Genomic DNA, 17,270 nt, shown 5'->3' on the forward strand with positions numbered 1-17,270 from the left:
AGATTCAATTGTGCCAATGATTGAAGCTGTAGGTGCGAAAGTTATCTGTTTATCCTCATATTCCCCCGATTTTAATCCAATTGAACTATGGTGGTCACAACTTAAATCTTTTTTACGCAGTTTCGCTCCAACTACAACACAAATGATTGATAAGCTAATCTCAGTTGCACTCGAATTAATAAATCCTCAACATTTAAGAAACTGGTTTGCTAGTTGCTGCTACTGTACCTCATAACAGCCGTAGATGCTGTATTTACCATCTTGATCGCGATCGCCTAGAAGCAGTGTGGAACTAACACCCAAAATTGTATGTGACTTTAGGGAAAATCTGGCTACCGTGTCACTAGAATGCTTCTCAATCTTGGTACTGAGGTGAATTGTTGAAAATGTTTACAAATCTTGGGTAAGTGAACTAACTCTCCGTAAAAAGCCGCCATAACCGGACACTTGACATTACCTAATTTCCTTCTAAAAATATCCCTCTCCTATTCCTTTTGGCTCCCAAAAACGTTCCTATATACTTTCAATTTGACTCTATTATACCTGTTACAATTATTCAAAACCTTACTCTACAAGCACCTTACCTGCTACATGGTAAACTCAACCACCCTGTTATGCTCCCTTTCTCCCTTCCCCTGCTTTACGGGCTAAAGTAGGGTATTTGTGGCACAGATGACCATCGCTTTCTTCCAACTTGGAGTTATTTTGCAAATAGTCTCCTACTTCATTGCAAGTCTGCTTCATCAACTCATCGAATGATTGAATCGGCCACAACTTGGCAATGCTATCATCTCCAGCGCTAGCCAGTATCTTGCCGTCTTTGCTAAAATTGACATTCCTGGCCTCGCCTTGATGTGCTTTCCAGGCTGCAAACTTCTCCAGATTCTGCGAGTCCCACAACTTGATGTTACCTTTTTGATCGCCACTGACAATCATCTTGCCATCAGGGCTGAATGCTACTGAATTCACCTTCGCCCCATAATTTACTGCCTCCACAAATTCCTGGAATGGTTTATTACCCTGCAAGTTCCATAAGCGAATAGTGCCATCATCTCCAGCGCTAACTAGTCGCTTGCCATCGGGACTGAATGCCACACTATAAACAGGGCCTAGATGACCCGGAATATCTGTGATCAACTTCTGTTTCTGCAAGTTCCATAAGCGAATAGTGCCGTCATTTCCGGCACTAGCCAGCAGCTTGCCATCTGGGCTAAAACTGACTTTGCAGAAGTGGTTTTCACGGGGGAATTTTACCATAGAGAACTTTGCTAACTGCCACCGCTTTTGCCAGTCCCACACAAGAACAATACCATTCTCTCCTACACTAGCTACTAGTTTGCTATCCGGACTAAAACTGACATCGCATATATGCTGTGGATAATCGGAAGATTCTGCCATTGATAAGGTTGTTAACTGTTGACCATGCAAGTTCCATAGGCGGACATTGCTATCATCTCCGGTACTACCAATCAACTGACCATCCGGGCTATAACTGGCACTGTGGATTCGTTGACCTTGATGTGCTGTCCATGCTAGTAACTGTTGACCTTGTAAATTCCAAACGCGGATGATGCCATCATCTCCCCCAGTCACCACTCGTTGACCATCTGGGCTAAAATTAATGCTGAGAACTCGTTTTTGATGACCTGATAATTCTGTCACCTGCTGATCATGCAAGTTCCACATACGGACAGTTTTATCATCTCCGGCACTAGTTAGTAGTTGACCATCTGGGCTAAACCTGACACTTCTAACTGGGCCTTGATGCCCAGCAAATTTCTGCAACTCCTTACCCTGCAAGTTCCATAAACCGACAGTGCCATCTCCGGCTGCACTAGCTACTTGTTGACCATCTGGGCTAAATTGCACACTCCAGATTCGGCCTTGATGCCCTGTAAAAGGTTTCCCCAACTGTTGACCCTGCAAGTTCCACAGGCGAACAGTTCTGTCCTGTCCACCACTGACCAGTAACTGACCATCTGGGCTAAAACTGATACTACTGACAGGCTGTTGATGCCCTGTAAAAGGTTTCCCTAACTGCTGACCCTGCAAGTTCCACAGGCTGATAGTACTGTTTTTTCCGGCTGTAGCCAGTAGTTGTCCGTTGGGGCTAAAACTGACACTATTGACCGAGTTTTGATTTGCTTTCCATCCTCGCAACTGCTGACCTTGTAAGTTCCAAATGCGGATTGTATCGTCATCGCTGCCGCTAGCAATTAGCTGGCTATTTGGGCTAAAACGGATGCTCCTCACCCGACTTTGATGCCCTTTCAATTCTGCTAACAGTTGACCCTGTAAGTTCCATAAGCGACCAATGCCGTCCTCTCCGCCTGTAACCAGTAGCTGCCCATCCGAGCTAAAATCGACGTATCTGACCAAGTTTGTCTTCCATTTAACCTGCTCCTGACCTTGTAAGTTCCACAAATTAACAATGCCGTCCTCTCCAGCGCCTACCAGTAACTGCCCATCTGCGCTAAAACTGCTTCTGACGGTGCCTTGATGGCCTTCCAAGCGGTTGTGTTCTTTGACTGTATAAACTGCCGTTTGTAGTGTTCCTTGTACTTGATTTTGTAGCTTTTCTGGCTTGAATAACTGCACCAGAGGTTGATTGAGCAGTGTTCCGGCTCGTAAACTCGCGATCGCCCCATCTAACACTGGCGTTCCCAAGTCTACTTCTGCATTTTCTCTAAAAGCACTAGCTTGGCCTATTTGTGCGTTTCTTAAATTAAACAGAGCGTAAAGAGTTAATCCACTTAACCCGAGGATGACGGCCATCGCAATGCGCGATCGCCAAGCAATATTCTTGCGTTTTTGCACAACGCTACGCTGTACAAACTCCGCTTCTAACTGGTTGAACCAATTTTCATTGGACTTAAGTTTTTCACTCAAGACATCGAGATAAGGATTAGCATTCCAAAGAAACTGTACCTGTTTTTCTCGGTGTTGCTGTTGCTGACTTTGTGTTCGTCGCCACAGGCGCAACAGTTGAGCGTTGATTTTGTCAAATGAGTTTTCCACAACATAGCAACTGCTATCCAACCAATCCAAAACAGGTTCTACCTTGGCTTGCCAACCTGATGGTATTTCCCTACTTTTAACGCTTTTCCACTCGAAAGCAGCTGGTGTAAGTTGTCGTTGTAGAATTAAACTTTCTGCCTCATCTTGTTGCCACGCCAGCAGCTTTTGCCATCCCCGCACCAAGGCATCATGGGCAGGTTCTACATAAGCTTGATCCTCAGTATCTTGTCCTTGAACTAGCAGACGTGCTGCCGAAAAGCGCCGAATTACCTCTTTTACCAGCCCATTTTCTGGTTCTGGGTACTGCATCTCAGATAAAGGTACACGTCTACGCGCCAACTCTCCTCCCACCGCTACCATTCGCAGCATGACATGACGGATAGTTTGTTCGTAAGCTTGATTGTCATTGACTAACTCCTCATATTCAGAGTTGGCTCTTTGGGTAAGACTTTGGATCACTCCACCCAGTTGTTCATAATCTGCTTGCGTAATCGCTCGGTTATTCCTTTTACCCTGGCGCACAGCCTTTAAATACTTGAGGTAAAGTTCACTTAAGGTAAAGGAAAGTAGCGGTAACGCTCCTGGCATTTGTGCTACTTCATCTATTAACGTATCTACCAGATTGTGCGGCTCAAAATACATCACCCTTTTTGAGGCTGGTTCTTCAATACAGGCGCGTAATTCCTCCCGCGTCATTGCTGGCACGATAAATCGCGCGCTTTGCCAATATGGTTCTAAGGCAGAATTTCGCAACTGAGGTTCAAAATCCGAGCGTAAAGTTAGTACGAGGCGAAAATTATCTGAATATTTAGCTACTGTTTGCGCCAATAAATTTAAAAATTTCTGCCGTTCTTGCTCGTCTTGGCAAAGGGTAATAAGTTCTTCTATCTGATCAATTACTAATAGCAACTTTGACTGGGGATAAAGCTGACTCCAAGTTGCTAAACTAGCACTCAGGCTTTCTCGCAATAGTATGTTATTTAAAGCCTTCACCGGAGACTCCCCAGGACGTATAGTTCCTAGAATTTGCCACTGAGGCTGACTTCGCAAGTATGGGATCAATCCTGCTTTTACCAAGCTCGATTTTCCGGTTCCAGAAGCCCCAAGTACTACAGTTAAAGGTTGATTACTGACAAATTCATGTAACTTTTCAGTCAAAGTTTGTCTACCAAAAAACAGTTGCTTGTGTTCTTCTTCAAAGGATTCTAAGCCACGATAGGGGTTTTTTGATTCATCGAGTGGTGGTGCTGGAGGTAAATTTAATACATGTCCAGGAGTCAGAAAGATATACTCACCCTTGTCGTGTTTCTTCAGCGGCCAAATACCAGGGGTTTGCCGATGATGATCTTTGACAGTGGACGGCTCTATGCGATCGCGCAAATTAAGGTAGAGTTTAGTAGCAGTAATTACTCCGTCTCCTGAAGGCTGACCATAAGCAGCAGGATATAAATCAACTCCATTTGTCAGTGCTTCTAAGAGGGCGGTAGCAAAGGGTGAATGATCTCCAATTTGACCACGGTAATCTGCATCGAGTGCATTAGCATCTAAAGCTTTTTGGTCATAGGCAGCAGAGGTAATCACCTGCCATGCTGGATCAGAGATAAAGCGATCGTAGCGTTCTTGGTGAATCACTTCTGGCACAGTTAACAATTCTCTGGTGCTAGACCAGCGAAAGGCTCCGGCAAAACAGCAATCAAGGAATCCTAGGAAATGACGGCAAGGCAATTTCTCCAAAGCTTCCTGCAACTGAGTCATCGGTAAGTAGGTTTGAACCTCTCCGAGGATGGCATCTTGGGGAATTAAATAACCCTTTGGCCCATCATCAGCGTTCAGAGCAATTCCATGACCTGCAAAGTAAAACAGCAAACGATCATCTGAATGTACTTGTTCTGGCAGAGTTTCCCAAAGTAGTTCATTCAAGTTAGAGAGAGTTGCTACTTCATCCAAACACAACCACACTTGATATCCATGCTGTTCGCGTATAACTTGTACTAATTGTTGGGCATCATTAACAGCATTTTGGAGTGGGGAAATTCCGTTACCGTAATTATTAATTCCAATCACAAGTGCCAGGTTGTGCAAAAATTCAGACATGGTATTAGCCTTTTTTTTGTACTAATCAATCACATTTGTAGAGACTGATTAAGTTGATTTTGATTTTTGGGTTCTGTGTACTTGGATTGTTGATATTGCCATAATCCCATCATCGCTATTGCTGCTAATACAGCAATCAATACACTAATTAACTGTTGATGTCTTCTACTCTCGATTGAATGACGGTTAGTAGTGGTATGAAAAGCGCTGACAGTAGAAAGATTATCGACTTTTCCTGGAAGTAAACTTACTGTCTGATTAGGCGGTAAATTGTCTACAACAGCCATGCCAACTGAAGAGGGTAGAGGTGTGTGAGAAAGCTCTTCTCGATCTAGGTGAGTAGTTAAATAATTCTTTGAATTTACAGAACTACTCATCGCCGCATCTAAATGATGCCGCTGAACGCACAAGTTACAAGTATTTGCTAATGCTGCTAATCCTTCGGGATAAGTGAAATAAACAAAATGATCACAGCCAATTTCTTGAACTTGGGGTGGAGGCTGACGTTCTTGACTGACACTTTTGATGCTGTGTACAGTTGCAGCAAGGTCGTTTGGTTGACCAAAAAACGCTAGTCCTGCTGTCTTATGAAACAGCTTTTGCATTAGTCGCTCTAAAGGACTAGACTGCTGATTAGCTTCTGGTTGGAGAGCAGCGGGAATAATTGATGTATTACCAGCAATGATTGTGTAAGGAATCCCAGGATCAGGACTAGCTGCCAAGTTTTGCAAAAATTGAGAGCCAGGACGCATTTCATCTAAGGAAACATCGATAGTTTTAATCACCTCGACAGATTTGTTCATTGCCTTGAGCAACATTCCTAAAACTGGGATGGGCCAAGTAATTGTTGACAGACCATTTAGCCCAATACTCAAGGTTGTTAGCGCCCAATCTTGAATAGTAAACCAAGGAGAGCCAGCATTTGGTGTACCCAGCATAATTAAGTTTTGCACAACGCGTTCGTCGGAGACGTTGGCGGAGCCATCGCCTGCTTCTCTTTCAATAAACCAACGGGAAACCAGTCCTCCCATTGAATGAGCGACAATGTGCAAGGCTTTACCGTGATTTTCTCCTAAACCAACTGCTGCGAGTTTTTGCTTCAGGAGTTTGGCATTCTCCTCAATGGATGTGTTGAGGCTTTCATAGTCAAAGGTGAGAACTAGATCATATAAGTCAGTAAGTTTTGCCCTTTCTATACTCCCAACCATGTTTTGACTATCGCCAATGATACCGTGGATGAAAAGAACAATTCGCTTGGCTTGGGCAACTCTTTGCTTAACTTGCTCGATTGCACCAATGTAATTGACTACCCCATCTGGACTAACATCTGCTACAGCTAAACTTGGGTAATCAAACTGCCATCCTAAATTTTGAGACATTATTTTTTGGAACAAAATCCGAATAGAACCCCCAAGACTGCGTTTTCCTTCAATCACAGGTTCTGTTAAACGCTCCAAGATAATTTCTGTACCATCTGCACTACTGTGAGCGCGTCCTAAAGGTATGAAAAACTCGCCATCATAACTGATTGGTAAGAGATACTCGTCTGGTTTTAAGGAGGAATCAACAACTAGCTTTAAAGGATGATCTGGCGTGACAACAGAAGAGTCTTCTACCTGATTCAATTCCAATACACTCAACCCTGGATCAGTCCCTCGACTGGTAGTGAATTGAAAGGGTCGAATTCCCGAATTATTGGCCCTCAGAAGAGGCGGTAGTAAATAATTACCTAGATCCCTGGAAGACTGGGTGACTGTTGTCAGCCGGACATTAGCTTTTAAACTGGTATGTGATTGCAACTTCACACCAGAACCTAAGGAAACACTTTCTTGTCCTCTAGGAATCGATGTGGTGTTTTGTGGGTGAATAGTTGTAATGATGATTTGACTAGTTACCCAGTCGTCGCACATTTCTTCTTCTGGTTTAGCTCTAAGGTCGCGCGATGGAATCCTGTTCACTAAACGGTTCAGCGTGCCTTGACCTCGACGAGGTGTTGGTGTGGAACGAGAAGGTAAATCAAGCTCATCTTGTGTGAGCAAGGTAGCGTCAAATTCCGCAGTGCTGACAATTAATTTGAGAATATCTTTAACTTCAGTAATTCCCTGTCCCTGCCATAGTTTTTCGGGAACTTGGGCATAAATTGAATTACCGCCTAAAGCCCAAGCTTCATCTCCTATTTGTCCACTTGGTTGCAGCCAAATTCCTCCTGTTTCAAAGAAATCAGCACTCACTGCAAAACGATCTGTTAAATTCAGCAGAGCGCAATATACTGCTTCATTACTAGTATTTTTTAACTTTATTTTGAAATTAGGTTGCTTCCATTTGCCATTTTCTTGTTGATATTCCAGGCGCATCTGAATATCTTGCCGCTCTTGCCCATCTTGATAAACAAGTATTTGTACTGCGTCTGGTGGAATTCTGCTGCTGGCAGGGCTAGAAAGTTCGCAAATATTGGTCCAACGGGCAATATGTTCTAATCGTTGTATTGCCTGCGAGGCAGTTGCCTGTGTGTAACCTTGAATTTGAGCCACTAAAGGACGGTCATCGGCTGGTCGTGTAATCAGATATTCATCATTACAAGCCAGCAATTTAAACTCGGTAGTTTCAGGTGTAATCACTTCTCGTAGGTATAGAGAGGGTTGATTTTGAGACCTATCTGTCAAAATTGCGGTGCGTGCCAGTTCTACTCCTGCGTCTTCTCCAACAATCAATACTCCTTTAGGTGGTAGGGGAAGACTAGTAACAACGGACTTGAAAGTCATCTCTGTATTTAAGTATCTGACATTGTTAATTTGAACTTTGCTCAACTGCGGCATGACTTCAAGTACTTGAGCTTCACCTATCGCCCTTGATAATTGGTGTAGCTGTTCGGAGGGGGTATCAAAAGGAAATAATGCCAGTAAAGTTGTTTCATCACCAGAAGGTTCAGGAATTCCATGAACAGCACCACCATCAATTACCCACGTATGGTGTTTGTGATAACTAACTGTAAAGTAGGGAGTGTGGGAAGCGATCGCGCCTCCTAGAAATGGTTGGTTTAAATCACCCTGAACTGTAGCTTCTATTTGAGGAGACTGAGCTGCAATTTTGCTACGAACTAGAGCATTAGTGCGTTTGAATAAATCTCTATAACTGAGGCTACCATTGGCTTTTGTTAAGGTATCAAGTAAACAGTAAGAGAATGCCCCCCGACTTTGCCCATCTGCCATGTACTCTTTAGCTTCCTCGTAATCTTGGCAAGCCGCAAAAAATATATGTTTTCCTTGAGGTAAAGTCCAAGCAGCAGCATTTTTGTCCAAACTGCGGGAATTTGAGAGTTGTTTGGCTTCTGCTAAAGAGAAAATGAAGCTGTCTAAAGGTCGCTGACGGTGATCAATGGGTGCTTTACGAACAGCAGTTTCTAGTTCTAAATCCCCGCGAATGCCTGAACCGGAATGGCAACAGTCCATTATAATCACAATATGAGGGTTTTTCTCGGCTACCTCAGCAATTAGCTTCCCTAATTCTTTATCTGTTAAATCCCAACACCCAGGATTCCGACTGTCATAACACACGAGAGTTTCATCTAGCCGATCTGGTTCTAAAGCCCAAAACTCTTCAGGTGTTGCTTGTTGACTACCATGACCTGAATAGTAAAAAAAGACAATATCTTCATTACTAGCTTGACACAAATGTTGCCGAAAACCATCAATAATTGCCTGACGGGTGGCATCTTGGTTTAAAAGTATGCGTAAATTTAGCTTATATCCATCGGAAGAAATCCGGCCTAACAAATACTCTTTTACAGCCAAAATATCGTTTATACAGCCCTTGAGAGGAGGGACATAATTGAGGTAATTATCAATACCAACCAGCAATGCATAGATATTACGAGTCATTCTGAGCCTCACTTATTAAATTTAAGCAAATATAGTTTTTTTTTTAAATTAAGCAATTTTCAACTTAGTAAAATTTGCAATTGCAAGTCACTATTTAAAATTTTAACCTTTGTAAAAATCTTAGCAATATCTCCTTATTAAACAAAGCAACATTATTGCTTTATTTACGTGTTTCTTTATTAAGCAACAAACCTAATAGTTTGGAGCTATTCCTAAAGTAAGATTGTTATTATTTATTTTGGTAGATAATACAAATATGTTTTTTGTAAATATAAATTTAATTACCTTTTTAATCTCCATCCCTGTAATAAAGGGCAAGTAAAGATAAGTAAATATTTTATTATTCTATAACCATAGATAGAGAATTAGTGTCGATTGGCTCAATTATTCCTGTTTTGTCAGCAAAACGTCGTCTTCATCATGATCTAATTAGCACAATATAAGATTTGGTCAATCAATACTAAGAACTTAAAATAATGTATTATTAATCGAATACTTAAGCATTTTTGCGTTAAGAATTTTAAACTATTGCGTTCATTGCCAAAAGATTTATATAACCTTCAAATTATAAGAACATTTTTACACTTCATTTCTTATCCTTTTATCCTTCAGAATGCCCAAGCTTAATAGAGAGGCTCTATTTACTGAGAAACTTATTGCTAGTATCTCGTTTAGCTACCAAAGTCGGCTTTCAGAGTACATACCTGACAATCTAATTACAGCGCTTCCGGCTATTATGCAATATAGTTTTCTCCTTGCCCCTCTCCTATCATCGCTTTCAGCTTTTAGGATGTACCTCATAGCTACCGGAAGTGCTGTAACTTTGGCACTGTAGTTTCCCACAGTTCTCTGTCTCATTCATAACATAATTGATTAAAATTTGAGATATTATAAGCTGAACTTTATCCAATTAAGTAGTCTAAACCATTTGATTCTTCAGTACATAGTATGCTTAAGCTAATCGGCATTTAAGTTGCATGAATGTAGGGCTGAAGCCCTTACTACAAGCGAATCATTCTGGAAAAATGAATGACGATTAGCTTAACTAATAGTTAAAATGCCAATTTAATAAGCATCTAACTCGGAAATTGTCAAAGTTTCTAAATCCATAACCGGAACGTTTAATCAACTTGATCTTGTTATTAATACCTTCCACAGCACCACTACTTGTCCCATTATCAAAGTAAGCAATTATCTCATCAAAGCAACGGATAATAGTATTGTTACTCTTGGGAAAATATTTTTTAGCTTTCGATAACCAAATCTTTAACAATGTATCGATGATTTTGATGTAATCTATGGCTTTTTGTACCACAGCGAGGACAAGTACTGTATGATTTTATTGATTCTATTTGTAAAATCATTCCTATCCCGACATGAAGGCGATGTGATATAACTTTCACATCTTTTAAATCTAGAAGCTCTGTTAGTATTTTAATATTTTGTTTCCTGTTCATAACTGTAAATAGACAAGAAATACTTTTTTAGTACTTACAGTTAATAATGAATCTGCGTCCTAAGTCAATTATGTCAAAGGTTTTACTGAATATTTTATGCAATTCTTTATACTTTTTAACCTTTACAGCTAATACTAAATATTTTTAGCCGCTCTATTAAATAAAAATTTTAGTTAATAGGGAAAGTCAGCTATGCTCTCCTTCCCGAAAACAGATTGATTATTATTATCATTCAGCTTCATATCTTAAGCGATCGCTCATCCACCAACTACTTTTGACCACACCCCTAACCTATTAGCGTCCTTGTCTGCGCTCACAGATTTACATCCTCATGAAGCGGCTTAGGAATTGTCCAAATTGGAAGTTGTTTGGGTAGATCAGGGCTATTCGGAAGAAAACTTCGCTCAAGCCGTCAAACAGGTTTGCGGAGACCAAGTTCGTGTTGAGGTGATTGAAAGGATATCAAAAACATTTGAGTGATTGCCAAAACGATGGATAGTGGAACGGACATTTGGGCTTAAAAATTAATTATGTAATATTTGAAAATAAAAATGCTTGGGCAGAAAAAGCTAGTAATTAAATGAATTTTAAAGAAATTTATATTTCAGCTAGAAAGAAGCTAAAGATTTCTATTGATATTTTCTATATTGAACCTAAAAGGACTAATAATACGCTTAGATTTAGATTTCAGGATTAACTAATTAAAATCCAAAAACAAATAACCTATATTTAGGAATAGAAAAATTTCGCTTATTTATATCTCAAGTAAGGCAGTAAACTTAATTTGTATATTTGTATACCAAATATTATCTGACTCAAGATAGAGGATTGCTGTTTTTTTCTAAACTAAATTCGTACTAAGTTCATATAGATAGCTTCGACGAGCTTAGAACTAATTACTGGTTAACAAGAGTTGCAATTTTATTACTACCTGCTTGATTATCTATTTGGTTGGCAGATTTAAATTGATATCTGATAATGAATCCGAGAAGATAAATTAAGGGATGCAATTTAAGGGTATGTAATTAACAGAGATTTTGCATTTACCTGGATACTTATGGATATGAAGTCAGACCTAAAAATGATTTTTGATAACTGCGCTTCATTTGACTGATTTTTTTGAAACAAGATTTTGATTTACTGGTTTAATATTTGTTGGCATTTAGACATAAATATAGAATATATTGCCAACTTAGACAATAGCCGTAATCTTGAATATTTACCAGGGCAAACCAACCTAAAGTATAAGAATCCTTTAATAGCAATATTTGGTAAATATTAGAATTGACAGAGATTAAAATTTACATTCTATCTTTATTTACGCAAATTTAATTTGCGGACGAATCTATTAATGAGGGTTCAAATGAGCTAATTTAAGCAAAGAATTTTAATACAAAATTACAGGAAGGGATTTATGAAGCAATTTACTGTGAACACAACCCTAATGGGCAAAGTTACTGATATTGCACAGGAGCAAGGGAAATTTAGTATTAAATGCCGTAGTGGAGATGAATTTCGGGTTGCAGTGGGTAGAGAAACACGATTTCAATTTTTACAGAATTTAGATGGTATCAACCGCGATCGCGTGCCAAATCCTGAAAATTTTCATCAGTCCTTGCCAGCAGATTCAGTGAGAAAATACATCCAGCCTGATAGCTTAGTAGTTCTACAAGGGGTATATATAGAAAATAACGGTAGCTGCCAATATAACGCTCGCATTGTTAGCTTACTAAATTCATATAGAGGCCAAGACGAATTCGTTTTTGAGCAGACACACTGGTGGCTGACGCAAATTTCTCGTTTAGCAGATAGTTGGTTAGGCTATTTATTTCCCAATAAACAAACTTATGAAATCGATGATTTTGCGCTTTACCGAACTAACTTGAACATCATCGGTTTGCCAGCAGATGATAACATCCAGGAATGTGCCACTCTCTCCAGGCTGATCTATGGTCTTTCCTCTGCTTACTTGCTAACTGGAGGTGAACGCTATCTTTCAGCTGCTCGTGCTGGAGTTCAATACCAACGAGAAACTTTTCGCACTTTAACATCTGATGGCAAACATTGTTTTTGGGCTTTTGGCAAGCGCAAGACGAAGTACAGTTATGAGTTGTATTTACGTTCTCTCAACGAAGATGATAGAGATACAATCCCACTTTACGAGCAAATTTATGCCTTAGCTGGATTAGCTCAATATTATCGCATCACTTTAGATTGGGAAGTACTTGATGATATCAAGCGAACTGTTCGTGTCTTTAATGATTTCTTCACCGACCCAGAATCAGAGTATGGTCAACATGCTTACGGTGATTACTTTTCACATCTTGATTATGTGACATTAAATTGGGATAGTCCTGCTCTTGGTGACAATCAAGCTAGAAAAAATTGGAATTCAATTGGGGATCATATACCGGCTTATTTAATTAATGTCATTCTGGCATTAGAACCTTTGCCAATAACTGATCATGGTCACGAAGAAATCCGAAAATTCTTAGAAACTTCCAAGAAGATTCTCAAAACAACATCCACAATCATTGTCGATAGATTTCCCGACCCAGATCCTAATGTTCCGTTTGTGAATGAGCGATTTTTACGGGATTGGAAACCAGACCATAATTGGCGGTGGCAACAAAATCGTGCTGTCGTGGGACACAATTTGAAGATTGCCTGGAACCTGACTCGTGTTGCCAACTATTATTACTCTCTAGCTGCCCAATCTGCTGCTGATAACGCGCAAGAAGCCAAAGAATCACAACGTTTAGCTGATAAGTTGATGAAGCTAGCAGATAATTTAGGCATGAAGATGGCAGAGATTGGCGTAGATCTATTTAGGGGTGGAATCTTTGATACTTTAGAACGTAATCCTCAAAATGGAACGCCACTAGAATTTCCTTGGTTCAACACTAAAGACTTCTGGCAACAAGAACAATCCCTATTAGCCTACTTAATTCTTCATGGTTGCAGTAATGAAAATCATGACCAAAAACAAGAGTATTTACGGTTAGCACGAGAAACCGCCGCATTTTGGAATCTATTCTTTCTTGATCAAGACAATAAAGGTATTTTCTTTCGAGTCAGTGAGAATGGAGATGCAATTACTTCAGGACAATATGCACAAAAAGGTGGACATTCAATTTCTGGATACCATGCTTTTGAGCTAAATTATTTGGCTCATATATATATAAGTAGCTATGTGACAAAAGAACCCTTCTGTTTGTATTTCAAACCTGACAAACATTGTCGCCAGCGATCGCTCAATATTCTACCTGATTTTGTTAGACCCAATACTCTGGAAGTGAGCAGAGTCAGCATTGATGGTAGCGATCGCACATCAATAGACCATGATAACTTCCGAATTGAACTGGGAGAGAAAGAATTTCAACTTGGTTCAGAAGCAGAAATCATTGTGGAATTTACACCTAAGGCTTAAGCAAGAAGTTATGGTAACCCGAATGCTAAAAGGCAAGAAAATCGCCATACTCGTCGAAACTGAATACATTCCCTATGAGATCGCGGCATATCAAACACGCTTTTTTGAACTTGGAGCAACTGTCCATTTAATGTCTCGGCTGTGGGGAAATCAAAGCGTTCGCTTTGCAGCTGATGTTGATAGTGTAGAAGAAGCGGATCGGATCAATAGACAGGAAACGTCCCTCGCAACATTGGAAGTTAACATCGACTTTCTGAAAGTAAATGTCAATGAATATGCGGCTGTCATTATGGCAGCTAACTACACCAGTGTACGTCTGCGCTACTTTGAACCACCATCAGGACGGCAGATTAATCCAGAACAGACGCGTACTGCACCAGCAGTTCAGTTTTTTGCTCAAGCAATGGCAAATCCCAAGATTATCAAAGGTTTACTCTGTCATGGATTGTGGTTACTGACACCAATGCCAGAATTACTCCGAGGACGAAGGGTAATCTGTCATGAAGTAGTGCTAGCAGATATTACTAATGCTGGTGCTGTTTATGTACCGCCACCTGTAAATTCTCCACCAAATGATCCGGGAAATATTGTGGTTGATAAAGACTTAGTAACAGGACGAGCCGGACATGACGTGTATGCATTTATTGATGCGATCGCTCACCAAATAGTATCTCAAGGTCAAGAGTTGGTAGGAGTTACCTAGAAAAACAAAGGAAATCATCCCATGACAAAGATTTTGATTGTGTTATCAGAGTGGGGTTACTGGGGAGAAGAACTAGTAGGCCCCCTAGAAACCTTTGATGCAGCTGGATACCAAGTTGACTTCGCCACCCCGAATGGTAAAAGACCCGTAGCACTAGGGGTGAGCATGGATCCAACTTTTGTTGACCCACCATTAGGCAGACCAGTCACTACTCAAGATATGGCCGATAAGGTCAGACAAATAGATGACACCAACAATCCACGGTTAAACAACCCGAAAAATCTCAGAGATTGGCTACCAGAAAGACCTTACTGGAGTTCGCCAAAATTCTTGCGGGAAATGGAGGAGTACTACAGAAAGCTAGATGAAGTCCAACAAAGAGATTTGCAAACATACGATACCATTCTCATTGTTGGTGGTAGTGGCCCAATGGTTGATTTAGCTGATAACCAAAGAGTACACGATCTCATTTTGAGCTTTTATCAAATGGGTAAGCCAGTAGCCGCAGAATGTTACGGCGTTGCATGTCTGGCATTTGCGCGTGATTTTGGCGATCGCAAAAGCATTATTTGGGGTAAGCACGTCACAGGCCATTGCTTGGAATATGACTACAAAGATGGTACGGGATTTAACGGGACTAACATCGACCCATGTCTGAACAATATTAACTTTGGTACGCCATTCTATCCTCTAGAATACATACTCCGTGATGCTACAGGACCAGACGGACAGTACCACGGTAATGTAGGTAGACCAACATCAGTGATTGTTGATTATCCGTTTATCACAGGACGTTCTACGCCAGACTCTTATCTAACTGGTCAAAAATTGGTAGAAGTCCTTGAAACAGGACTCAAGCGCTATGGCTGGTAAAGTCAGACAGAGTTGAAATATCTGGATGGTAATGCGCGATCAACGCTGTATGCAATTGATAGTTGCAGAAGGTATAATCCATGACTAACAAAACAGGCCGCTTTGCAATTCTGGAACAATTTTTGGCAGATGGCATCCATTATATGTTCGGTAATCCTGGCACATCAGAAGAAGGATTTTTGGATGCTATTCGGGAGTATCCAGACTTGAAGTACATTTTGACATTGCAAGAATCTGTCGCTGTGATGGCAGCTGATGGTTACGCTAGAGCAACTAAAAAGCCTGCTTTAGTGCAAATTCATAGTACACCAGGTTTAGGAAATGCAATCGGCGCACTTTATCAGGCATACCGAGGTCACTCACCGCTGGTAGTGATTGGTGGTGATGCAGGTATTAAATACCAAGCAATGGACGCTCAAATGGCTGGCGACTTAGTAGCTTTTGCAAAACCAGTTACTAAGTGGTCAACAATGGTCATGGAGCCATCTTCATTGCTGCGAGTATTGCGTCGGGCTATCAAAATTGCGGCCACTCCACCAATGGGGCCTGTCTATGTTTGTCTACCAGTAGATATTTTAGATGCTCCCGTAGTTGAAGAAGTCCGACCAACTTCCATCCCATCCACCAGAGTTGTGCCAGATGAAGAATTGCTCACAACAGCAGCAACTATCTTAGCCTCTGCTCATAAGCCAATGATTTTAGTGGGAGACGGAGTGGCTTATTCTGACGCACAAGATGAGTTGACCCGTGTTGCTGAACTCTTGGGTGCAGAGGTCTGGGAAGTTGATGCTGGTGAGTTAAACATGAGTTATGCCCATCCTCTGTATCAAGGTATGACCGGACATATGTTTGGCTATTACAGCCGACCCATCACTACTAGAGGTGATGTCAACTTAGTTTGTGGTACTTACCTTTTGCCAGAGGTTTTCCCGGAACTAGGTAATATATTTGCTCCTGGTGCCAAGGTTATTCATATTGACTTAAATGCCTATGAGATTGCGAAAAATCATCCAGTAGATTTGGCTATGGTCAGTGATCCAAAATTGACCCTTGCTCACTTAGCAACTATCCTGGAAGCACTGATAACACCGGAACAAAAAGAAGCAGCCAAAAAGCGAACTTCGGAAATTAGCCAAGCGAAAGCAGCAAACTATAACCATCAGTTAGAAGTTGATCGACATATTCAAGATGCAGTACCATTAAACTTTTCTCGTTTCACGGCAGAACTGGCAAATTACTTACCAAAAGATGCAATCATCTTTGACGAAGCTCTGACTTGTTCGCCAAATCTGACACGTTATTTAACTCCAACTGAACCAGAGCATTATTTCCTGACTCGTGGTGGTTCTTTGGGTGTGGGAATTCCCGGAGCAATTGGAGTCAAACTTGCTAACCCCGGCAAAACTGTGATTGGTTTTACTGGCGATGGTGCTGCTATGTACACAATTCAAGCACTCTGGTCGGCTGCTCGTCACAATATAGATGCCAAGTTTGTAATTTGCAATAATCGGTCTTATAGATTGTTACAAATTAATATCCAAGCTTATTGGCAAGAGCGGGGTATACAACAGCATGAATATCCTCTCAGTTTTGATTTGTCTAAACCAGAGATTGATTTTGTGGAAATGGCTCGTTCGATGGGAGTTGAGGGTGTGCGTGTGGAGAAACCTCCAGAGATTGCTTCAGCAATTCAAAAGGCATTAGCTCATAAAGGCCCTTTTCTCATTGATGTCATAGTTGAGGCAGATGTTCACCCTGAAATGATTGGTGTTAAATGTGGTCAGTAATTTTGTCACTTCATCATTGCTAATTACGAA

At 40.9% G+C, this 17,270-nt stretch carries 7 protein-coding genes and 2 pseudogenes; 6 read left to right on the forward strand and 3 right to left on the reverse strand.

The window, feature by feature from the left end; all coding sequences use genetic code 11:
* Nucleotides 1–235, forward strand: a 235-nt coding sequence (locus tag F8R90_RS33875; protein WP_196512117.1) for a transposase, incomplete at its 5' end; no start/stop codon positions are given.
* A 377-nt stretch (nucleotides 236–612) separates the two neighbouring features.
* Here F8R90_RS33875 and F8R90_RS19910 read toward each other — a convergent pair.
* The 3 genes and pseudogenes from F8R90_RS19910 to F8R90_RS19920 form a co-directional block, all read right to left on the reverse strand.
* On the reverse strand, nucleotides 613–5,112 hold the full coding sequence (locus F8R90_RS19910) for an nSTAND1 domain-containing NTPase (protein WP_196512118.1): 4,500 nt from the start codon (nucleotides 5,110–5,112) through the stop codon (nucleotides 613–615).
* Nucleotides 5,113–5,141: 29 nt separating this feature from the next.
* On the reverse strand, nucleotides 5,142–8,990 hold the full coding sequence (locus F8R90_RS19915) for a caspase family protein (RefSeq protein WP_196512119.1): 3,849 nt from the start codon (nucleotides 8,988–8,990) through the stop codon (nucleotides 5,142–5,144).
* 1,045 nt (nucleotides 8,991–10,035) lie between these two features.
* Nucleotides 10,036–10,239, reverse strand: a pseudogene (locus tag F8R90_RS19920) (transposase); the annotation flags it as partial.
* A gap of 553 nt (nucleotides 10,240–10,792) precedes the next feature.
* Here F8R90_RS19920 and F8R90_RS19925 point away from each other — a divergent pair.
* The 5 genes and pseudogenes from F8R90_RS19925 to F8R90_RS19945 all read left to right on the forward strand — a co-directional run.
* A pseudogene (locus F8R90_RS19925) lies at nucleotides 10,793–10,924 on the forward strand (IS5/IS1182 family transposase); the annotation flags it as partial.
* A gap of 937 nt (nucleotides 10,925–11,861) precedes the next feature.
* Complete coding sequence (locus F8R90_RS19930) at nucleotides 11,862–13,877, forward strand: AGE family epimerase/isomerase (RefSeq protein ID WP_196512120.1); 2,016 nt, start codon at nucleotides 11,862–11,864, stop codon at nucleotides 13,875–13,877.
* Between the two features lie 10 nt (nucleotides 13,878–13,887).
* Entirely contained in the window at nucleotides 13,888–14,580 is a 693-nt protein-coding gene (locus F8R90_RS19935; protein ID WP_196512121.1) for a DJ-1/PfpI family protein, read from the forward strand.
* Between the two features lie 21 nt (nucleotides 14,581–14,601).
* Nucleotides 14,602–15,453 carry a type 1 glutamine amidotransferase domain-containing protein gene (locus F8R90_RS19940; RefSeq protein ID WP_196512122.1) on the forward strand — a complete coding sequence of 284 codons (852 nt, stop codon included), beginning with the start codon at nucleotides 14,602–14,604 and terminating at the stop codon, nucleotides 15,451–15,453.
* An 80-nt stretch (nucleotides 15,454–15,533) separates the two neighbouring features.
* A complete protein-coding gene (locus F8R90_RS19945; RefSeq protein ID WP_196512123.1) occupies nucleotides 15,534–17,240 on the forward strand; it encodes a thiamine pyrophosphate-binding protein in 1,707 nt (568 codons plus the stop codon).
* The last annotated feature ends 30 nt before the right edge of the window (nucleotides 17,241–17,270 follow it).

The organism is Nostoc sp. NZL (assembly GCF_015714705.1).
In the GTDB taxonomy this organism is placed as follows: Bacteria; Cyanobacteriota; Cyanobacteriia; order Cyanobacteriales; family Nostocaceae; genus Nostoc; species Nostoc foliaceum_A.

Excerpts from the sequence above, each read along its gene's own strand:
- F8R90_RS19910 (WP_196512118.1), bottom strand. The coding sequence starts at position 5,112 with ATGTCTGAATTTTTGCACAACCTGGCACTTGTGATTGGAATTAATAAT.
- F8R90_RS19940 (WP_196512122.1), top strand. The coding sequence starts at position 14,602 with ATGACAAAGATTTTGATTGTGTTATCAGAGTGGGGTTACTGGGGAGAA.
- F8R90_RS19930 (WP_196512120.1), top strand. The coding sequence starts at position 11,862 with ATGAAGCAATTTACTGTGAACACAACCCTAATGGGCAAAGTTACTGAT.
- F8R90_RS19945 (WP_196512123.1), top strand. The coding sequence starts at position 15,534 with ATGACTAACAAAACAGGCCGCTTTGCAATTCTGGAACAATTTTTGGCA.
- F8R90_RS19935 (WP_196512121.1), top strand. The coding sequence starts at position 13,888 with ATGGTAACCCGAATGCTAAAAGGCAAGAAAATCGCCATACTCGTCGAA.
- F8R90_RS19915 (WP_196512119.1), bottom strand. The coding sequence starts at position 8,990 with ATGACTCGTAATATCTATGCATTGCTGGTTGGTATTGATAATTACCTC.